Here is an 18,697-nt window from a genome sequence, read left to right as displayed (position 1 = left end):
CGGGAAGACGGGAAGGACTTACGGCACAGAAGGCGCGGAACGCTTTTTTGGGGGTTCCAATTGGCTCAATGGCCCAATGGGAAACCTCAAAAGAAGCGTTCAGAGCTGCTGCGGGTCGCAACTCCTTCCCGTCTTCCCGTCTTCCTGTGAATTCTCTCCTCTCACACCCGCGAGTACGAGTCGCGCTGCCGTCTCGGGCTGCGGACGAGGCCTAGGACGATGGAGCGCAGTTGGGCGGGTTCCACCGGTTTGGTCAGGTGCGCGTCGAAGCCCACCTCCAAGGCGTGGCGGCGATCTTCCTCCGAGGCGTACGCGGTCAGGGCCACCGCGATGATGCTTCCGCCTTGTTCGACCGGAAGGGCGCGCACCTTGGTGATGAGCGTGTACCCATCTTCTTCCGGCAGGCCGATGTCCGACACGAGGACGTCGGGCCTCGAGTCCTCGAGCGCGCTCAAGGCCGCGGAGGCCGTGGGCACCGCCGTCACGCGGGCGCCCGCTCCCTCGAGCACCCGCCGCGCCATCCCGCGTCCGTCGGGTTCGTCCTCCACCAGGAGCACGTGAAGCTCGTCGAGATCGCGCGACGGCGGGTTCGATCCCGCGGGACGCGTGTCCGACTCGGGCTCGGGCACGTCCGACACGAACGGCAGAATCGGGAGCTCCACGGCGAACGTCGAGCCGCGGTCCTTCCCCTCGCTGGTCACCTTCACCACGCCACCGTGAAGCTGCACGATGTGCCGCACGATGGCCAGCCCCAGGCCCAACCCGCCTTGCGAGCGCGTGCTCGTGCTATCGGCCTGCCGAAAGCGCTCGAACACGTGCGGCATGAACTCCGGTGCAATCCCCTGCCCGGTGTCGCTCACCGCGATGCGCGCGGTCGATCCATCCGACTCGAGGCGCACCCCGATCTTCCCCGACGCCCCGGTGAACTTCAGCGCGTTGGACAAGAGATTCGACAGCACCTGCGTCAGCCGATTCGGATCTCCCCGGATCTCCGGCACGAACGGATCGATGCTCGACTCCAGCGCGATGCCTTTGTCGTCGGCCTGGATGCGCACCGCATCGAGCGCGCCCTCGATGAGCGTGGGAAGCTGCACGCGCCCCATGTTCAAATGGAGCTTCCCCGTCACGATGCGCGACACGTCCAGCAAGTCGGCAATGAGCTGGGCCTGCGCCTTGGCGTTTCGCTCGATGGTCTCCAGGGCGCGATCGAACTCGTTCTCCTCGAGATCGCCACCGCGGAGAAGCTGCGTCCAGCCCAGCATCGCATTGAGCGGCGTTCGCAATTCGTGCGATAGCGTCGCCAAAAATTCGTCCTTCGCCTTGTGCGCTTCCTCGAGCTTCTTTCGCTCGGACTGCGCAATGTCGTACAGGTCCGCCACGTGCGCGGCCGACGCCATCCTCCGCGCGAGATCTTCCGCGGTCACCAAGTCCGACTCGTCGAACCGACGGCGTGACTGGCTCGCCACCAAGGTCACCGCACCGAACACGCGCCCCTGCGACACCAACGGCACGCACATCCACGACAGCGCCGGAATCGATCGCAACTCGGCCAGGTGCACCGCATCTTGCGAGATGATGACCTTGATGGCGTCGGTCACCTCGGGCAAAAGCTCGGGCTCACGCGCGCGCACCACCTTGCCGGGCCCGTATGGCGCATCCTGCTCCGGCGGAAAGCGATCCGACATGGCGCGCACGGTCACCGCCGATTCGGTTGGCGCCGCCGCCACCACGCGATCGGTGAAGGTGCCATCCGCCGCCACGACATCGACGATGCACGCGTCGGCCTGGGTCTTCACGATCAACTGCGCCACCTGCTCGAACGACTCGCGGCAGTCGATGGTGGCGCCCAGCACTTTGCTCGCCTCGGCGAGGAAGCGCAGCGAATCCTCGGCGCGCTTGCGATCGTCGATGTCCGTGCACGTGCCCACCCACGACGTGAGCGGCCCGCGCTCGCTTCGCAACGGCACCGCCCGCACCAGGTGCCAGCGGTAATCCGCCTCCACCCACGATCCGAGACGGAATTCCCCGCCCCACGCCTCGCCCTGCTCGAGCGCCTGGCGCCAGCCCCGCGAGAACTCCTCCACATCGTCCGGGTGCAAAATCGCTTCCCAGCGCAGACCCTGTGGATCGGTCAGCGACGTGCGCGCGCAGTCGAACCAGCGGCGGTTCCCGTAGGCGAGCTCGCCCTCCGGCGTGGCGGTCCACACGATTTGCGGCATCGACTCGGCCAGCTCGCGGTAGCGCCGTTCGCTCGAGCGGCGAAGCTCGGCGAGTTCGCGCTCGCGCAGCACCTTGTCCTGCAGTTTCAGCTGCTCGGTCTTCCGGTAGATGTCGAGGAAGACCTGCACCTTCGACCGCAGAATGTCTGGATCGAAGGGCTTGAACATGTAGTCGACCGCGCCGACCGTATAGCCCTTGAAGACGAAGGCCTCGTCCTTGCTGATCGCGGTCAAAAAGATAATCGGGATATGCCGCGACCTCTCGCGCTCCTTGATGAGCGTCGCCGTCTCGAAGCCATCCATCGTCGGCATCTGCACATCGAGCAAGATGACGGCGAACTCGCGCGTGAGCAGATGCTTCAACGCCTCCTGCCCGGAATGCGCCATGACCAGCTCGGTCCCGAGCGGCTCCAAAATGGCTTCGAGCGCAAGCAGGTTCTTCGGTTGGTCGTCGACAAGCAGGACCGCGGGCTTGATCGCGGCCAGCGCTAGCTGAAATTCCCCCGATCGAGTCCCTACACCGGACACCTGTTTCGATTTATCACCGTCGATCCATGCATTCAATGTCGGAGACCGCTCATCTCTGCCTGAGCTGCCCCAAGAAGGGCCCGATGCGGTCGAGGGCGAGGACTCGGTCGACGCAGGCTCGCTCGATGGCTCCCTCGGGCATCGTGGGGCTTTCGGCTGAGGCGGGGTCCTGGACAATCGTGAGGCCACCACGCTGTTTGATGCGCGAGAGACCGATGGCACCGTCATGGTTTCGACCGGTGAGCACGATTCCGATCAGGCGATGTTGAAATGAATCCGCCGCCGACTCGAAGAGCACGTCGATCGAAGGCCGGCTGAAACGCACCGGAGGATCCGTCGAGAGGGCAACAGACTTGTCGTCCACGAGCAGGTGGTAGTCGGGAGGTGCAATGTACACGCGTCCAGGGACAATCGGTTCCTTGTCCTCGGCCTCGCGCACCCGCAGGGTGGTGTGGCGCTGCAGCACACGGGCGAGCGTGTCATCCGAATCGGGCCGGCGATGCTGCACGACGGCGATCGGCCAGTCGAAGCCCGCAGGCAAGGTCGACAAGAGCACTTCCAGGGCGCGCAATCCGCCCCATGACGTCCCCACCACGATGAGTTCGTGCTGAAAGCCCAATTGCCACCTTTCTATTTCTTGTCCGCCCTCCGAAAAATCTTCTCCTCGGCCACGAAGGGTACGAACTTCGGCTCGCTTTCGGTCTGGCGCAGGTTCTCTTTGCGACCGAGCGCGAGAAAGCCGAAATTGACCAGGCTCGAATGAAAGAGATCGAGCACCCGGTTCTGCAAACTTCGATCGAAGTAGATCATGACGTTGCGGCACAAGATGAGATGAAACTCACTGAAACTGCCGTCCGTCACCAGGTTGTGCTGCGAGAACAGCACGTTCTCCATCAGCGACGGATCGAACCGCGCCCCGTCGTAGCGGGCCGTGTAGTATTCCGAGAAGGAGCGCAGCCCGCCCGCCCGCTGGTAGTTGATGGTGTACTCCTGCATCTTCGACAGCGGAAAAATCCCGCTCTTGGCGACTTTGATGACCGACTCGTTGAGGTCCGTCGCGTAGATGCGGGTGCGGGCGTACAGCCCCTCTTCCTTGAGCAGCATCGCCAAGGAGAAGGCTTCCTCGCCGGACGAACAACCGGCGTGCCACACGCGGATGAACGGATACGTCCGCAAACTCGGAACCACCTTTTGACGCAGGGCCAGGAAGAAGCTCGGGTCACGAAACATGGACGTGACCTGAATGCTCAAGTCGAGCATCAACCGGTCCATGCACGTGGGGTCATGCAGCACCCGCTCCTGTAGCGCGCTGAACGACGCCACCCCCTCGGCCTGAGCCCGCCGCCACAGACGCCGCTTGATGGACGCGTACGCGTACGACCGAAAATCGAACCCGTAGACGCGGAAGATCGCCTCCAGCAACAGCTCGACCTCGACGCGTTCTACCTCTGTGTCTTTCTCCTTGAGGGCTCGGTAGGTACCGGACGACGAGGCGGGTGCTACTCGGCTCATCGATACATCCACACCCGCATCAGTGAGATGAGCTGGTCGGGATCGACGGGCTTCGTGATGTAGTCCGAGGCGCCGGCCGCGATGCACTTCTCGCGATCGCCCTTCATCGCTTTGGCGGTGAGGGCGATGATGGGCAATGTGCGATACGACGCATTCTTGCGAATTTGTCGCATCGTCTCGTAGCCGTCCATCTCCGGCATCATGACATCCATCAGAATCAGACTGACGTCTTGATTCTGATCGAGCAAGACGATTCCGTCTTTGCCATTTTCGGCGAATACCACATTCATACCATTCGCCTCGAGCACGCTGGTGATGGCAAAAATGTTGCGTACGTCGTCATCGACGACCATCACCTTCTTGCCCACGAACACGGCGTCGGAGCTGTGCAGCTCCTCGAGCACGCGGCGCTTCTCCTCGGGCAAGTTGGCCTCGACGCGGTGGAGGAAGAGCGCTGTCTCGTCGAGCAGGCGCTCGGGCGACTTCACGTCCTTGAGGATGATGGTCTCGGCGTACTTCTTGAGCCGCGTGTCTTCCTCGGGTGTGAGCTCTTTGTCGGTGTAAATGATGATGGGCAGATCCCGCAGCTCCTGCAGATCCTCGTCGCTCTTGATCTTCTCGAGCAAGTCGAAGCTCGACATGTCGGGCAACCCCAAGCCGAGCACCATGCAGTCGAAATGACGACTGCGGAGCAGTTCGAGCGCCTGCTCGGCGGTCCCCACGGACACTGTCTGGACATCGCCCTGGCCGATGAGCTCCTCCATGCTGTGGCGAAGTGCCTCGTCGTTGTCCACGATGAGAAGATTCCGCACTTCGTTGTCGAGGAATTGCGAAATCGAATCGAAGGCCTGGTCCAGTGCTTCCTTGGTGACCGGCTTTTCCAAGTAGGCAAACGCGCCAAGGCGCATCCCGCGCTGACGTTTTCCGGTGCCCGACAAGATGTGAACCGGGATGTGCCGCGTCTCGCGATTGTGCTTCAACCGATCCAGCACGGTGAGGCCATCGACCACGGGCAACGCCAGATCGAGCAGGATGGCGTCCGGCTTGAACCGGTGCACCAGCGCCAAGCCGATGTCGCCGCGCAGGGTCCCGATGCACTTGAATCCGCGCTCGCGCGCCATGTCGAGCAGCACGGAGGCGAACTTGACGTCGTCCTCGATGATGAGGAGCACGCGGTCGCCGGGTTGGACGGCGTCGCGGTCGTCGTTGAGCTCATTCTCGTTCTCGACGTCCTCGTCCTCGAAGCTCCCCGCATCGAAGCCGTTGCGCGCGAAGACGCGGCCATCGTCCTCCTGGTCCAGATCGTCGGAGACGGCGCCGTTGGTCCCGTTGGTGTGCGTGCCCACGACGGCGTGGACGCGCGAGGGGGCCTCGCCCGTGTCCGGCCGCCGCAGCAGGTCACGCCGCGAATCGCCGCTGGTCAGACGCGGCTGCTCGCGGTAACTCGGCGGCAAGAACAGGGTGAACGTGCTTCCCTCGCCGATGGCGCTGTCCACGTGAATCTCACCGCCGAGCAAGCGTGCCAGCTCGCGGCTGATCGAAAGCCCCAGGCCCGTGCCTCCGTATTTGCGGCTGGTGGTGCCGTCGGCCTGCTGGAAGGCCTCGAAGATGAGCTGGTGCTTGTCGCGCGGAATGCCGATACCTGTATCTTGCACGCTTAGCGCGAGCACGCGCGCGGTATCGAGGAGCACCGGGTTGGTGAACTGCTGCTGATTCTGCACACTGCCGATGCGCACCGTCACCCCGCCGCGATCGGTGAACTTGAAGGCGTTGGCGAGCAGGTTGCGCAGGATCTGCTGCAGGCGCTGCCCATCGGTGTTGAGCGACTCGGGGATCTCCGGTTCCTCCACCACGGTGAACTCGAGCCCCTTTTGCTGCGCCAGCGGCCGGAAGCTCCGCTCGATGTAATCCTCGATGGCCGCGAGCCGCACCTCGGCGGAGTAAATCTCGATCTTGCCCGCCTCCACCTTGGACAGGTCGAGCACCTCGTTGATGAGGTTCAACAGGTCGGTGCCCGAGGCGTGAATCGTCCGCGCGTACTCGACTTGCTTGTCCGAGAGGTTCCGATCCTTGTTGTCCGAGAGCATCTTGGCCAAGATGAGCAAGCTGTTGAGCGGCGTGCGCAGCTCGTGGCTCATGTTGGCGAGGAACTCGCTCTTGTAGCGCGACGAAAGCGAGAGCTGCGCCGCCTTGTCCTCCAAGGCGCGCCGCGCGGTCTCCACCTCGCGGTTCTTCTGCTCCACCTTCTTGTTTTGCTCGGCGAGCAAGGTCGCCTTCTCCTCGAGCTCCTCGTTGATCTGCTGCAGCTCCTCCTGCTGGGCCTTGAGCAACTCCTCGCTGGCCTTCAAGCTGGCGGCCTGCGCCTCGAGCTCGGTGTTGGTCTTCTTCAGCTCCTCCTGCTGCGTCTGGAGCTCGTTCGACTGAGACTGCAGCTCCTGCGTCAAGCCTTGCGACTGCAGGAGCAACTCCTCCGTGCGCATGTTGGCGACGATCATGTTGAGCACGACGCCGATGCTCTCGGAGAGCTGGTCGAGGAAGATCTGGTGAATCTGACTGAAGGCGCGGAAGCTCGCGAGCTCCAGCACCGCGCGTACCTCGCCCTCGAAGAGCACGGGCAGCACGATGATGTTCAAGGGCGAGGCTTCCCCGAGCCCCGACGAGATCACAATGTAATCGTGCGGCACGTTGGTGAGCAGAAGGCTCTTCTTTTCCAGCGCCGCCTGCCCCACGAGCCCTTCGCCCAGCTCGAACCGGTTCGAGACGCTCTTGCGCTGCTTGTACGCGTAGCTCGCAATCAGCTTGAGCACCGACCCGTTCTCTTCTTGCTGCGCGATGAAGAAGGCCCCATGGTGCGCGGAGACCAGCGGCGTGAGTTCGCTCATGATGAGCCGGCTCACCGCCTCGAGGTTCTTCTGGCCCTGCATCATGCCGCCGAACTTCGCCAAGTTCGTCTTGAGCCAGTCCTGCTCCTGGTTCTTCTGCGTGGTTTCGCGCAGGTTGCCGATCATCTGGTTGACCGTGTCCTTGAGCAGGAGCAGCTCGCCCTGCGCTTCCACGGCGATGCTTCGGGTCAAGTCACCGTTGGTCACGGCCACGGCGACGTCGGCGATGGCGCGCACCTGCGCGGTCAAGTTGCCGGCGAGCTGGTTCACGTTGTCGGTCAAGTCGCGCCACGTGCCGGCGGCGCCGGGCACCTTGGCCTGGCCGCCCAGTTTTCCTTCGGTACCGACTTCGCGCGCCACCGTGGTGACCTGATCGGCGAACACGCGGAGGGTGTCGGTCATGCTGTTGATCGTCACCGCCAGTGCGGCGATTTCGCCCTGCGCTTCCATGAGCAGCTTTTGCGAGAGGTCGCCGTTGGCAACCGCGGTCACGACCTTGACGATGCCGCGCACCTGCGTGGTCAGGTTGGAGGCCATCGAATTGACGCTGTCGGTCAGATCCTTCCACGTGCCCGCCACACCGGGTGCGCGCGCCTGGCCGCCCAGCTTTCCTTCGGTACCGACCTCGCGCGCCACCGTGGTGACCTGCTCGGCGAAGACGCCGAGCGTCTCGGTCATGTTGTTGATCGTGTCGGCCAGCTCCGCGATTTCGCCCTTGGCCTCGACGACCAACTTTTTCGTCAAGTCGCCATTGGCGACCGCGGTGACGACCTTCGCGATGCCGCGCACCTGCGTGGTCAAGTTGGTGGCCATCATGTTGACGTTCTCGGTCAAATCTTTCCATACACCGGCCACCCCCGGCACGAAGGCCTGCCCGCCCAACTTTCCGTCGGTACCGACTTCGCGCGCCACGCGGGTAACCTCGGCGGCGAACGCGCGAAGTTGATCCACCATCGTGTTGGCCGTGTTCTTCAACTCGAGCAATTCGCCTTTGACGTCGACGGTGATCTTTTGCGACAAGTCGCCATTGGCGACCGCGGTGGTGACGAATTTGATATTTCGCACCTGCTCGGTCAGGTTGTTGGCCATATAATTGACGCTGTCGGTCAGGTCCTTCCACGTACCGGCCACCTCGGGTACGTGCGCTTGCCCGCCCAATCGCCCTTCGGTACCGACTTCCCGCGCGACGCGGGTAACCTCGGCGGCGAAAGCTCGGAGTTGGTCCACCATCGTATTGAGGGTGTTCTTCATCTCGAGCATTTCGCCTTTGACGTCGACGGTAATCTTTTGCGACAAATCGCCATTGGCGACCGCCGTCGTGACCAATGCGATATTTCGCACTTGGCCCGTCAGATTGGAGGCCATGTAATTGACGTTGTCGGTCAAATCCTTCCACGTGCCGGCGACCCCGGGCACGTTGGCTTGGCCGCCCAGCTTTCCTTCGGTACCGACCTCGCGCGCCACGCGGGTAACCTCGCCCGCGAACGAATTGAGCTGATCGACCATGGTGTTGATGGTGCTCTTCAACTCGAGAATCTCGCCGCGCGCGTCGACGACGATCTTCTTGGACAAGTCGCCATTGGCGACTGCCGTCGTGACCAAGGCGATGCTTCGCACCTGCCCCGTCAAGTTCGAGGCCATGTAATTGACGTTGTCGGTCAAGTCCTTCCACGTGCCGGCGACCCCGGGCACGTGCGCCTGCCCGCCCAATCGCCCCTCGGTACCGACTTCGCGCGCGACGCGGGTAACCTCGGCGGCGAACGAATTGAGCTGGTCCACCATGGTGTTCATGGTGTTCTTCAGCTCGAGCATCTCCCCTTTGACGTCGACGGAGATCTTTTGCGACAAGTCGCCATTGGCGACGGCGGTGGTGACGTATTTGATGTTGCGCACCTGGTCGGTCAGGTTGTTGGCCATGTAATTGACGCTCTCGGTGAGGTCTTTCCATGCGCCCGTCACACCGGGCACCTCGGCCTGCCCGCCCAGCTTTCCATCGGTGCCGACCTCACGCGCGACGCGCGTGACCTCGCTGGCGAAGGCGCGCAGCTGATCGACCATCCTGTTGAACGTGTTCTTCAGCTCGAGGATCTCGCCCTCGACCTCGACGCTCATTTTTTGCGACAAGTCGCCGTTGGCGACCGCGGTGGTGACCAAGGCGATGTTGCGCACCTGGTCCGTCAAGTTGGTGGCCATCGAGTTGACGCTGTCGGTCAGGTCCTTCCACGTGCCCGCCACGCCGGGCACACGCGCCTGGCCGCCGAGCTTTCCCTCCGAACCGACTTCGCGCGCGACGGTGGTGACCTGGTCGGCGAAGAGCCGCAAAGTGTCAGTCATGTTGTTGATCGTGTCGGCCAGCTCGGCGACTTCGCCCTTGGCCTCGACGACGAACTTCTTCGTCAAGTCGCCATCGGCGACCGCGGTGACCAGGGCCGCGATGCCTCGCACCTGCGTGGTCAGGTTGGAGGCCATCGAGTTGACGCTGTCGGTCAGATCCTTCCACGTGCCGCCTACACCGGGCACGTGCGCCTGCCCGCCGAGCTTTCCCTCGGTGCCGACTTCCTTGGCGACGCGCACGACCTCCGCCGAGAAGGAACGCAGCTGATCGACCATGGTGTTGACCGTCTCGCCGATGCGGAGGAACTCTCCGCGAATCGGCTTGCCGTCGATCTCCAGGACCATCTTCTGCGACAGGTCGCCCCCGGCCACCGCCGTGATGACGCGCGCGACCTCCGTCGAGGGGCGCACCAAGTCCAGAATGAGCGAGTTGATCGACTCGAGCTTGCTCGCCCACGCGCCCTTGGCACCCCGAAGCGATGCCCGCTCGTTCATGCGGCCTTCACGACCGACCACGCGGCCGACACGCACGACCTCGCGCGCCATGGAGTCGTTGCGGTGGGCCAGCTCGTTGAAGGCCGTTGCGAGCTCCAACATCATCCCCGGCTCACGGGTGGGCAGACGAACCGAGAAGTCGCCGTCGCGCAGGGCACAGATGGCCGCCAGCAGCGCCTCACACTCTTTTCGCGTCGGTCGGTCGTCGTCTTTCGCCCCGCCTGCATGGCCGGCGTTCGAGCGCTTGCGCGACGTGGCCGGCGCGCTGGAGGGTGCGCTCGCGCGCTTGGGGCCATTTCGCGTAGCTAAAGTAAGGTCGGCTTGGCCGTTGTTCTTCGTGGGCACGGTTGGCTCCTCAAGTCGGGGCTTCGGCAGGGCACTTCGGCGGGGCACGGCTGAACGGGTATCACCGCCAACCTCCGAGCATCGGCCAGGTTACGCCGATTTCAGAAGCTCGGAGATGGCGGATTCGAGGGTGGAGAGACTCACGGGTTTGGTCAGGTGTTGGCGAAAGCCGGCTGCGCGGATCCGAGCGACGTCTTCCTCGGAGCTCACGCCCGTCAGGGCAATGGCGTGATGAGGCCTGCCCAGACGATCCATCAACTCGACACCGCTGCCATCGGGCAGCCCGACGTCGCTGATCAAGACGTCGAACGATTGAGTGCCGGCTACCATCAACGCTTCGGCCAAACTGGTCGCCCCCAAGACCTCGTAACCTCGACGTTCCAGCACGCGTCGCAAAAGCGCGACAGTATCGATATCGTCATCGACCACCAACACGGTACGTGTACCTGCAAGTACCGGCGCGCTGGGCGCCACCACCAACGGCGATGGCGCTGGCGGGTCGGTGTTGATGAAGGTCGAAAGTTCCGTTTCGAACGAACGCTCGCCGCACGCCATGCGCACCTTGATGCGATGGTCGAGGGTCATCGTGCCGACGACGAGGCGCGTGCCTCGTACGGCGGCCGTGAGCACGGTGTCGAGCCCGTGGTCGAGAAACTCGTGCAGCGTATCCCGCTCTCCTTTAACGAGAGGGCGCCGCGCATTGAGCTCCAACGTCACCTGTTGACCGGACGCCAAGATGGCCGCCTTCTTGTCCACGAGGATCTCGCGGAGGAGCGCATGGACATCGACCGACGATGCGCGTGCTTCGCGGGTCTTCGGGTCGGTCCTGGCGTTCATGGCCTCCTGGTGAGTGTAGCGCCTCACACGGGCCGAGCGATATCTACGAGCTGCGCGGAAAGCTGCAGCTCAAGCTTGTACCGCGCTCGACGGTGTCGGCAACGTTACTTCTGGCCGCGCGTGATCCGCACCGCAAGGTCGTGCACCGGAATCTTGGCGACGGACACCGAGTGCATGTGCCTCTCGAGTCGTCCGGCCACGCTGGCCCCTACGCTGAATGCCCCGATCGAACCGGCCAATCCCAATACGCCGATGGCAAGCCACCGGCGTGCTCGCATTGAAAACATGTGAGCCCCCCGTAACGAGATGTTCAAGGAACAAAGAGCAACGCTCGTGCCGGGAGTGAGGGGTTAGGGTTTAGGGGTTAGGGTTTAGGGCAGAGAAAGCCGAAGCTTAGGTCCCCTCACCTCTTTCATCGTTCTGTTCCCTAACCCCTAACCCCTAACCCCCAAACCCTCATCGTTGTGGCACGGGGCACAAATGCGGGCTAATTGGGGCCCGTGATGCCCGCGCTGCGTCTCTTTTCCTTTGTATGGCTCTTTCTCCTTTCGCTCTTTTCCTTCGGTGTGGCCTACGCCGGCCCCAACGATGGATTGCCCAAGACCAACGCATCGCTCGATCGCGCGACGCCGCAGCGCACCATGCGAGGCTTCCTCGAGGCGGCCCACCACGGTGATTACGATCTCGCGGCCAACTACCTCGATTTGCATGCGATTCCGCGCATCAAGCAATCGACCGATGGCCCCGAGCTCGCACGCAAGCTCGCGTACGTGCTCGACCGCAAACTGGCGGTCGACCCCGACAAGCTCCCCGACGAGGCGGAGGCCAAGGATGCGACGGTGGGCAACATCATCGCGGAGGACGAGACGGTCCCCGTCACCTTGGCGCGCGCCCGTTTCAACGACGGCGTCTGGCGCTGGCTGATCTCGCGCGGCACCGTCGCGATGATCCCTGCGCTGTATGCGGCGTACGGGCCGTCGGAGTGGGCCGACCGCTTTCCGCCTTGGCTGACGCGCACGACCTTTCTGGGCAATGCCCTTTGGCAGTGGCTCGGGCTGGTGCTTCTCGGCGTCCTCGGCTACGCCGCCGCGCGCGGCACGGGTGCCTTGTTCATCTGGCTGGCGCAACGTTTTGCGCTCCGCACGAAGACGTCGGCGGACAATGCGCTAGTCGAAACCGCGCGGCGCCCGCTTCGTGGCGTGCTCTTCGTGGTCATCGTCAAGGAGCTCTTGAGCGAGCTGCACCTCACCGCCTCGGTGTACGACGCGATCCAGCACATCGCGTACACGTGGTTGGTGATTTCGGTCGCGTGGTTCGTCATCCGCGCCATCTCCATCGGCGCGGACTGGGCCGAGGAGCGGATGCCCAGCGGCTCGCAGCTCGAGATGAAGCACCGCGCGGTGCAGACGCAGCTCGAGCTGCTCCGCCGCGTGGCCTCGGTGGTCATCGTCATCGTGGCCATCGCCGTCGGGCTCATGCAGTTCGAGTTCGTGCGCAACGTGGGCGTGTCGCTGTTGGCGTCGGCAGGCGTCGCCGGCATCGCGCTCGGTTTGGCCGCGCAAAAGTCGCTGTCCGGCATCATCGCAGGGATCCAGCTGTCGCTGTCGCAGCCGATGCGCATCGGGGACCAAGTCGTCGTGGAGAAGGAGGTCGGCTTCATCGAGGAGATCAACCTGACCTACGTCGTCGCGCGCCTCTGGGACGAGCGCCGCTTGGTCATCCCCATGACGCGCTTTCTGGAGCAGCCTTTCGAGAACTGGACGCGCAACACCACCGAGATCCTCGGTACGGCGTTCCTCTACGTCGACTTCGCCACGCCCGTCGACAAGCTCCGCATCGAGCTGCGCCGCATTTGCGAGGGCAGCAACAACTGGGACCAACGTCTCTGCGTCCTGCAGGTCACCGACACCACCGAGCGCCGCATGGTCCTTCGCTGCCTGGTCTCCGCCGCCAACGCCAGCCGCGCTTTCGATCTACGGTGCGAAATCCGCGAGGGCCTCATCGCCTTCATGCAGACCCTCGACGGCGGCCGCTACCTGGGCAACCCGCGGACGGACATTCGACTCGTCCCGGAGGAGCCGGAGCCGCCGAAGGAAGAGCAACGCGAGCTCGAGCTTCCGGTCTGAACTATGCCCCGGAGCCGGTGCCGAGGCTGCTGTCGACCTGAATCGCGGGCGGCGGGGACGACGTCGTGTCGGACGACACGTCCACCGATTGCTCCACCGCGGTGTCCGAGCCGCCTTCGCCCTCGGCCTTGGGCTTCTTCGGCTTCGGCAAGCGCGGCTTCGGCGGATCGGTCTTCACCTCGGCCGAACCCGTCCCCGAGCCGAGCTCGATGACGTTGTCCTTCGCCGCGTGGCTCGCGACCTTGGCCGGCGCCGCGGGCGTCTCCTTCGCGGCCACCGGAGGAGGCGTCGTCTCCTTCACCGGAGCGGGCGGTGGCGGCGGGATGTCCTTCGCCGGCGCGGCGGCCGTCGTCGCCGGAGCGCTCTTCTCCTTCTCGTCGTGCACGACGGCGTGTCCACCGGCGTGATCGGATGAGGAGCCGTGCGCGCGCAGCGCACCATTGATCGTCGCGGTCACCGGTGCGGCCGCCGCGGTCTGCAGCGACGCCTTCCACCATGGTCGCGCGAAGGTCACCGCGAGCAGCGCGCCGGCGAACAATGCCGCGGCCGCCACCATCGGCACGATGCGCGAGGGACGCTTCACGGCGCTCTTCTCGCCCGTGTTGCGCGTCACGTAGGAGGCCATCAACGACCCGCGCCATGACGAATTCATCCCGAAGCGCGAGACCCGAGCCTGCACCCCGATGGCCGTCAGAAACGCTTCCCCCATCTCCCGCGCCGAGCGGTAGCGCTTCTTCGGATCGCGCGCGAGCGCACGCACGAACCACTCGTCGAGGGCCCCCGGGAGATCCTTCCGGTAGCGGCTCGGGGAGCGGAATTTTCCTCGGTTCACCGCAAGGCAGACGGCGCCGTACGTCTCACCGGCGAAGGGCTTGCGGCCCGTCAGCATCTCGTACGTCACCACCGCGAGCGCCCACAGGTCGCAGCGGTAATCGACGTTCTTCGCGCTGAGCATCTGCTCCGGGCTCATGTACGTCGGCGTCCCGAGCGTCGCGCCGGTGTTCGTCACACTCACGTCCCCGCGGCCGAGCAACTTCGCGATACCGAAGTCGAGCACCTTGACGAAGACTTCCTCGCCGTCGCTCGTGAGGAAGATGTTCTCCGGCTTGATGTCTCGGTGCACGATCCGAAGCTCGTGCGCCTTGTCGAGCGCGCGCGTCACTTGGACGACGATGCTCGCGGTCTCCTCGAGGCTCAGTCGCCCGCGCAGGTGAATCCGTGTTTCGAGGTCCGTACCCTCGAGGTACTCCATAACGATGTACGGCAGACCATTTGGCTCCGCAGGGACGCCATAATCGAGTATCTGCACTACGTTTGGATGATGGATGCGCGCTGCCGATCGAGCTTCGCGCGTGAAGCGCTCCACTGCGGCTTGGTGGCACGCCAGCGCAGGAGACATCAACTTCACCGCAACTTGCGTGTCGAGCCCCACGTGGTGCGCGAGCCACACGCTCGCCATTCCACCTTCGCCGATTTGGCGCACGAGCCGCACGTTGGGCGTGATCATCATCCCCGGGACGAGTTCCACGACCGAACTTCGATGGATTTCGTTCAGTGTCATGGTTCCCCCACGACCCTTACTCAGCAACGGTCGTGCCCACGCGCAGCGAAGCGTGACCGCGTCACCCACCGGGAACGGTCATGGTCGAGCGCATCCAATGGACACTGCGGTGAGGACTGTCGTGCGATGTGCGGCGCTGAGCGTCTCCCGCAAAATGTGCGGCGAAATAGCTAGGAGCCGGTGTGATTTGCTACAGGGACGGCGGACGATTGGCCGCACATCGGAGACAGCAGGCCGCACGTCGTCACCGGCCCCCGCGCTCGCCTGCGAAGGCTTGCGCCCAGGGATGCTGCTGGGACGGCCATTTCATACCGCGGCCGGGAACACGGCACGGCCCGCCTTGCGTTGACCAACTGTGCATGTACCTACTTAAAATGCGTAAACTGCGGCGATCATCGATCGATGGGGGCGCGGCTCGAGGACGAAACTGAATGACCATGGCCGAACAAACGCCCTCCGGAAGGGCGCTCGGGCTTCCACACCCGGGCGAGATTCTGGCGGGGAAGTACGTCGTCGAGGCGGTCCTTGGCGTAGGGGGCATGGCCGTCGTGGTTGCCGCACGGCACATCGAACTCGACCATCGCGTTGCGCTGAAGATTCTTCTGCCCCGGTACCGATCGAACGAAGAGGTGGTCGCACGCTTTCGCCGTGAGGCGCGGGCTGCCGTGAAGATCAAGAGCGAGCACGTTGCACGCGTGCACGACGTTGGTGCCCTCGACGATGGCGCCCCGTGCCTCGTCATGGAGTTCCTCGAGGGACAAGATCTGGAGACGCTCCTTGCGGACCAAGGGCCGCTCCCTCAGAAGACCGCGGTCGACTACCTGCTGCAGGCCTGTGAGGCACTCGCCGAAGCGCACGGCCTCGGTGTGGTGCATCGCGATCTCAAACCGGCGAATCTTTTCCTCGCGCAGCGCTCCGATGGGAAGCCCATCATCAAGCTGCTCGACTTCGGGATCTCCAAGGTGGGCGGCGTCGAGCTCACGCGAAGGCGCTCGTCGTTCGGGACGCCGCATTACATGTCGCCCGAGCAGCTCATGGCCTCGGGCGAAGTCGACTACCGCTGCGACATCTGGTCGCTCGGCGCGATTTTGCACGAGCTCATCGCCGGCAAGCCGCCCTTCGACTCGGAAGACTTGGTGGAGCTGCAGCAACTCATCAAACAGGGCACCCCGCACAAGATCACCGAGGAACTGCCCGCGGCACCGCCCGCGCTCGAGCAGATCATTTTGCGCTGCCTGGAGAAGGACGCGAAGAAGCGCTTCGACAGCATCGCGGCGCTCGCGGAGGCGCTCGGTCCCTTCGGCTCGGGCGAGTCGGCGCGCTTGATGGTCGAGCGCGTGAAGGGTGTCACCGAGACGGCGAAGAACCGCATGGCGGTGACGGACTCGCAGCAGCGTCCCGCCGTCGATGGCTCGGCCGTCGGCTTTCTGCCCATGGCTGGGGTTGCGCCCGTCATGACCGCCACCGACGCGATGAAAGCCTCGTCACGCTCGGGCATGCTCGACGAACGCTCCGAGATCCCCATCGGTCCGCGCACGGCCATCGCAAGCGCGGTGGCCCTTGCCGTGGTCGCTCTCGCGGGCCTCTATGGTATCGCCCATTACCGGACCAAAACGGCACCACACACGGACACGGAGCTTGCCAGAGAGAAGACGGTGGACGCACCACCTACGCCTTCCGCGCCCCCCGCACCCGTGACGCCGCTGGCCGATATGAGCGTATCCACATCCAGCGCCACGGCGTCGAACCTCAGCGCCGCCACCGCCCCCCACTCCGCCGTCGAAAGCCCGCCGAGCCCGACGAAGCCGGCAAAGAAGAAGAAGAAATAGAACCGGGCGGCGTTGGCGCTACAGGTCGATCTGCGTCCCGAGCTCCACGACGTGTTCGTGCGGGATGCCGAAGTAGCGCGTGGCCGGCTGCGCGTTGCGCGAGAGGAAGGCGAAGAGCATCTCTTGCCACTTCCCCATTTTGCCACTGCCGCTCGCGAGGAACGTCTCGCGGCCGACGTAGTACGTCATGTGGCTGAAGTCGACGGGCACACCGCACTGGGCAGCAGCCTCGTGCAGAATCTCGGGCACGTTGGGCGCTTCCATGAAGCCGCAGCGTGCGATCACGCGGTAGAAGCCCTCGCCCAGGTCCTGCACCTCGAGGCGTCGCTCCTCGTCCGAGACGGGAACGTGCTCCGTCACCACCGTGAGCAGGATGACCGTGTCATGCAGCACGCGGATGCGTTGCGCGTGATGAAAGAGAATCGGTGGAACGCGACCCGAGTTGGAGGCCATGAAGATGGCCGTGCCCGGAATGCGCGCCACGAGGCGCGTGTGCAAGCCCGCCAGGAACTCGTCCATCGGCGGTGAGCGCTTCACGATGTACTCGCCGAGCAGGCTGCGTCCAATCTTCCAGGTGAGCATCACCGAGAAGACCGCGGCGCCGAAGATGATCGGCACGTAGCCGCCCTCGAAGAACTTCAGCAAGTTGGCGGCAAAGAACGGAATGTCGAAACAGAGAAAGAGCACCACCAGGGGCAGCGCCTTCCAGCGCGACCAACCCCAATTGCGACGGACCACCACGTAGTACACGATGGACGTGATGCCCATCGTGCCTGTCACCGCGATGCCGTAGGCCGCCGCCAGCGCGGACGACTTCTGGAACTGGAGCACGACGATGAGGCACGCCACCATGAGCCCCCAGTTGATCTGAGGGATGTAAATCTGCCCTTCCGTCTCGTGCGACGTGTGCTTCACCGTCACGCGCGGGAAGTAGCCGAGCTGCACGGCTTGATGCGTGAGCGAGTAGGCCCCCGAGATGAGCGCCTGCGATGCGATGATCGACGCCAAGGTCGAGAGCGCGACGAGCGCGTACGTGAGCGGGCCCGTGGGCAGCTGGGAGAAGAACGGATTCTCGAGCGCCTCCGGATGCGAGAGCACGAGTGCACCCTGGCCGAAGTAGTTCACCACCAGGGCGGGCATGGCAAAGAGCCACCATGCGAGACGAATGGGCCGCGTCCCAAAGTGCCCCATGTCCGCATAGAGCGCTTCACCGCCCGTCACGCAGAGCACGACGGCCCCCAAGGTCACGAAGCCGTGCCAGCCATGGTGCAGGAAGAAGTTCACCGCATAGTGCGGCGACAACGCCTGCAGCACCGCCGGGTACTCGACGATGTGGTATGCGCCGAGACCAAAGAGCGTGGCGAACCACACCACCATGATGGGCCCGAAAAAGCGTCCCACGTCCGCGGTGCCGCGGCGCTGGATGTAGAAGAGGCCAATTAGAATGGCGCACGTGATCGGCACCACGGCGCGCTTGAGTCCAGGCGCGGCCGTCTCCAGACCTTCGACAGCGCTGAGTACGCTGATCGATGGCGTGATGATGCCATCACCATAAAGGAGTGCGGCGCCAACGAGCACGAGCACGGCCACCCAGCCGACCTTCTGGCCCTGCGGCTGGCGCAACTTTTCCGGCACCAGCGCAAGCAGCGCCAGGATGCCACCCTCGCCGTGGTTGTTCGCACGCATGATGAAGGTGAGGTACTTCACCGTCACCACCATCGTGAGGGACCAGAACATCAACGAGAGAAGGCCGAGGATGCCCGCCTGCGTCGCCGGTCCGCCATGCTCGGCGGCGTGCACGCACTCGCGAAGCGTGTAGAGCGGGCTCGTGCCGATGTCGCCGAAAACGACACCGAGCGCGGCCAACGTCAGCGCGCGAACCGACGCGCCACGCTCAGGGTGCTCTTTGTCGAGCAGCCCCAAGTCTGCCAACGAGTGGATGCTTCGCGACGGAGGACGGTGACTGCTGGGCGGCCGTGGCTGACTGGGACTGGAAGGAGCCGCGGCTGTGGGAGCGGACATTGAGAGC

10 protein-coding genes are annotated in these 18,697 nt (G+C 64.2%); 2 read left to right on the top strand and 8 right to left on the bottom strand.

The genetic code is table 11. The annotated features are described in order from the left end of the window. Positions 1–161: 161 nt before the first annotated feature. The 6 genes from LVJ94_09475 to LVJ94_09450 form a co-directional block, all read right to left on the bottom strand. Positions 162–2,747, bottom strand: coding sequence for a response regulator (locus tag LVJ94_09475; GenBank protein ID WXB07463.1), 2,586 nt, complete (start codon positions 2,745–2,747; stop codon positions 162–164). A gap of 49 nt (positions 2,748–2,796) precedes the next feature. After that, positions 2,797–3,366, bottom strand: a complete 570-nt coding sequence (locus tag LVJ94_09470) for a chemotaxis protein CheB (GenBank protein ID WXB07462.1) — start codon at positions 3,364–3,366, stop codon at positions 2,797–2,799. A gap of 11 nt (positions 3,367–3,377) precedes the next feature. Further along, on the bottom strand, positions 3,378–4,259 hold the full coding sequence (locus LVJ94_09465; protein ID WXB07461.1) for a protein-glutamate O-methyltransferase CheR: 882 nt from the start codon (positions 4,257–4,259) through the stop codon (positions 3,378–3,380). After that, complete coding sequence (locus LVJ94_09460) at positions 4,256–10,315, bottom strand: HAMP domain-containing protein (GenBank protein ID WXB07460.1); 6,060 nt, start codon at positions 10,313–10,315, stop codon at positions 4,256–4,258. The genes LVJ94_09465 and LVJ94_09460 overlap by 4 nt, the downstream gene beginning before the upstream one ends. A gap of 90 nt (positions 10,316–10,405) precedes the next feature. Beyond that, complete coding sequence (locus tag LVJ94_09455; protein ID WXB07459.1) at positions 10,406–11,152, bottom strand: response regulator; 747 nt, start codon at positions 11,150–11,152, stop codon at positions 10,406–10,408. 104 nt (positions 11,153–11,256) lie between these two features. Further along, a complete protein-coding gene (locus LVJ94_09450) occupies positions 11,257–11,439 on the bottom strand; it encodes a hypothetical protein (protein WXB07458.1) in 183 nt (60 codons plus the stop codon). A gap of 216 nt (positions 11,440–11,655) precedes the next feature. Between LVJ94_09450 and LVJ94_09445 the strand changes: the two genes are divergently transcribed. Further along, a complete protein-coding gene (locus LVJ94_09445; protein ID WXB07457.1) occupies positions 11,656–13,278 on the top strand; it encodes a mechanosensitive ion channel family protein in 1,623 nt (540 codons plus the stop codon). A 1-nt stretch (position 13,279) separates the two neighbouring features. Here the strand turns inward: LVJ94_09445 and LVJ94_09440 are convergent, their stop codons facing one another. Next, positions 13,280–14,839: a serine/threonine protein kinase gene (locus LVJ94_09440; protein WXB07456.1), complete on the bottom strand. Its 1,560-nt coding sequence runs from the start codon at positions 14,837–14,839 to the stop codon at positions 13,280–13,282. A gap of 437 nt (positions 14,840–15,276) precedes the next feature. Here LVJ94_09440 and LVJ94_09435 point away from each other — a divergent pair, with 437 nt between their 5' ends. Next, on the top strand, positions 15,277–16,668 hold the full coding sequence (locus LVJ94_09435) for a serine/threonine protein kinase (GenBank protein WXB07455.1): 1,392 nt from the start codon (positions 15,277–15,279) through the stop codon (positions 16,666–16,668). 18 nt (positions 16,669–16,686) lie between these two features. Here the strand turns inward: LVJ94_09435 and LVJ94_09430 are convergent, their stop codons facing one another. Beyond that, the gene (locus tag LVJ94_09430) at positions 16,687–18,690 is read right to left on the bottom strand and encodes a KUP/HAK/KT family potassium transporter (protein ID WXB07454.1); all 2,004 of its coding nucleotides are present in this window, start codon (positions 18,688–18,690) and stop codon (positions 16,687–16,689) included. Between the last annotated feature and the right edge of the window lie 7 nt (positions 18,691–18,697).

The organism is Sorangiineae bacterium MSr11367 (assembly GCA_037157805.1).
GTDB lineage: Bacteria > Myxococcota_A > Polyangia > Polyangiales > Polyangiaceae > Pendulispora > Pendulispora rubella.
This window is presented reverse-complemented; position numbering and strand designations above follow the sequence as displayed.

Bases quoted from the DNA above. Each gene is read 5' to 3' on its own strand.
- LVJ94_09465 (WXB07461.1), bottom strand. From the start codon at position 4,259: ATGAGCCGAGTAGCACCCGCCTCGTCGTCCGGTACCTACCGAGCCCTC.
- LVJ94_09455 (WXB07459.1), bottom strand. From the start codon at position 11,152: ATGAACGCCAGGACCGACCCGAAGACCCGCGAAGCACGCGCATCGTCG.
- LVJ94_09450 (WXB07458.1), bottom strand. From the start codon at position 11,439: ATGTTTTCAATGCGAGCACGCCGGTGGCTTGCCATCGGCGTATTGGGA.
- LVJ94_09445 (WXB07457.1), top strand. From the start codon at position 11,656: ATGCCCGCGCTGCGTCTCTTTTCCTTTGTATGGCTCTTTCTCCTTTCG.
- LVJ94_09440 (WXB07456.1), bottom strand. From the start codon at position 14,839: ATGACACTGAACGAAATCCATCGAAGTTCGGTCGTGGAACTCGTCCCG.
- LVJ94_09435 (WXB07455.1), top strand. From the start codon at position 15,277: ATGGCCGAACAAACGCCCTCCGGAAGGGCGCTCGGGCTTCCACACCCG.
- LVJ94_09430 (WXB07454.1), bottom strand. From the start codon at position 18,690: ATGTCCGCTCCCACAGCCGCGGCTCCTTCCAGTCCCAGTCAGCCACGG.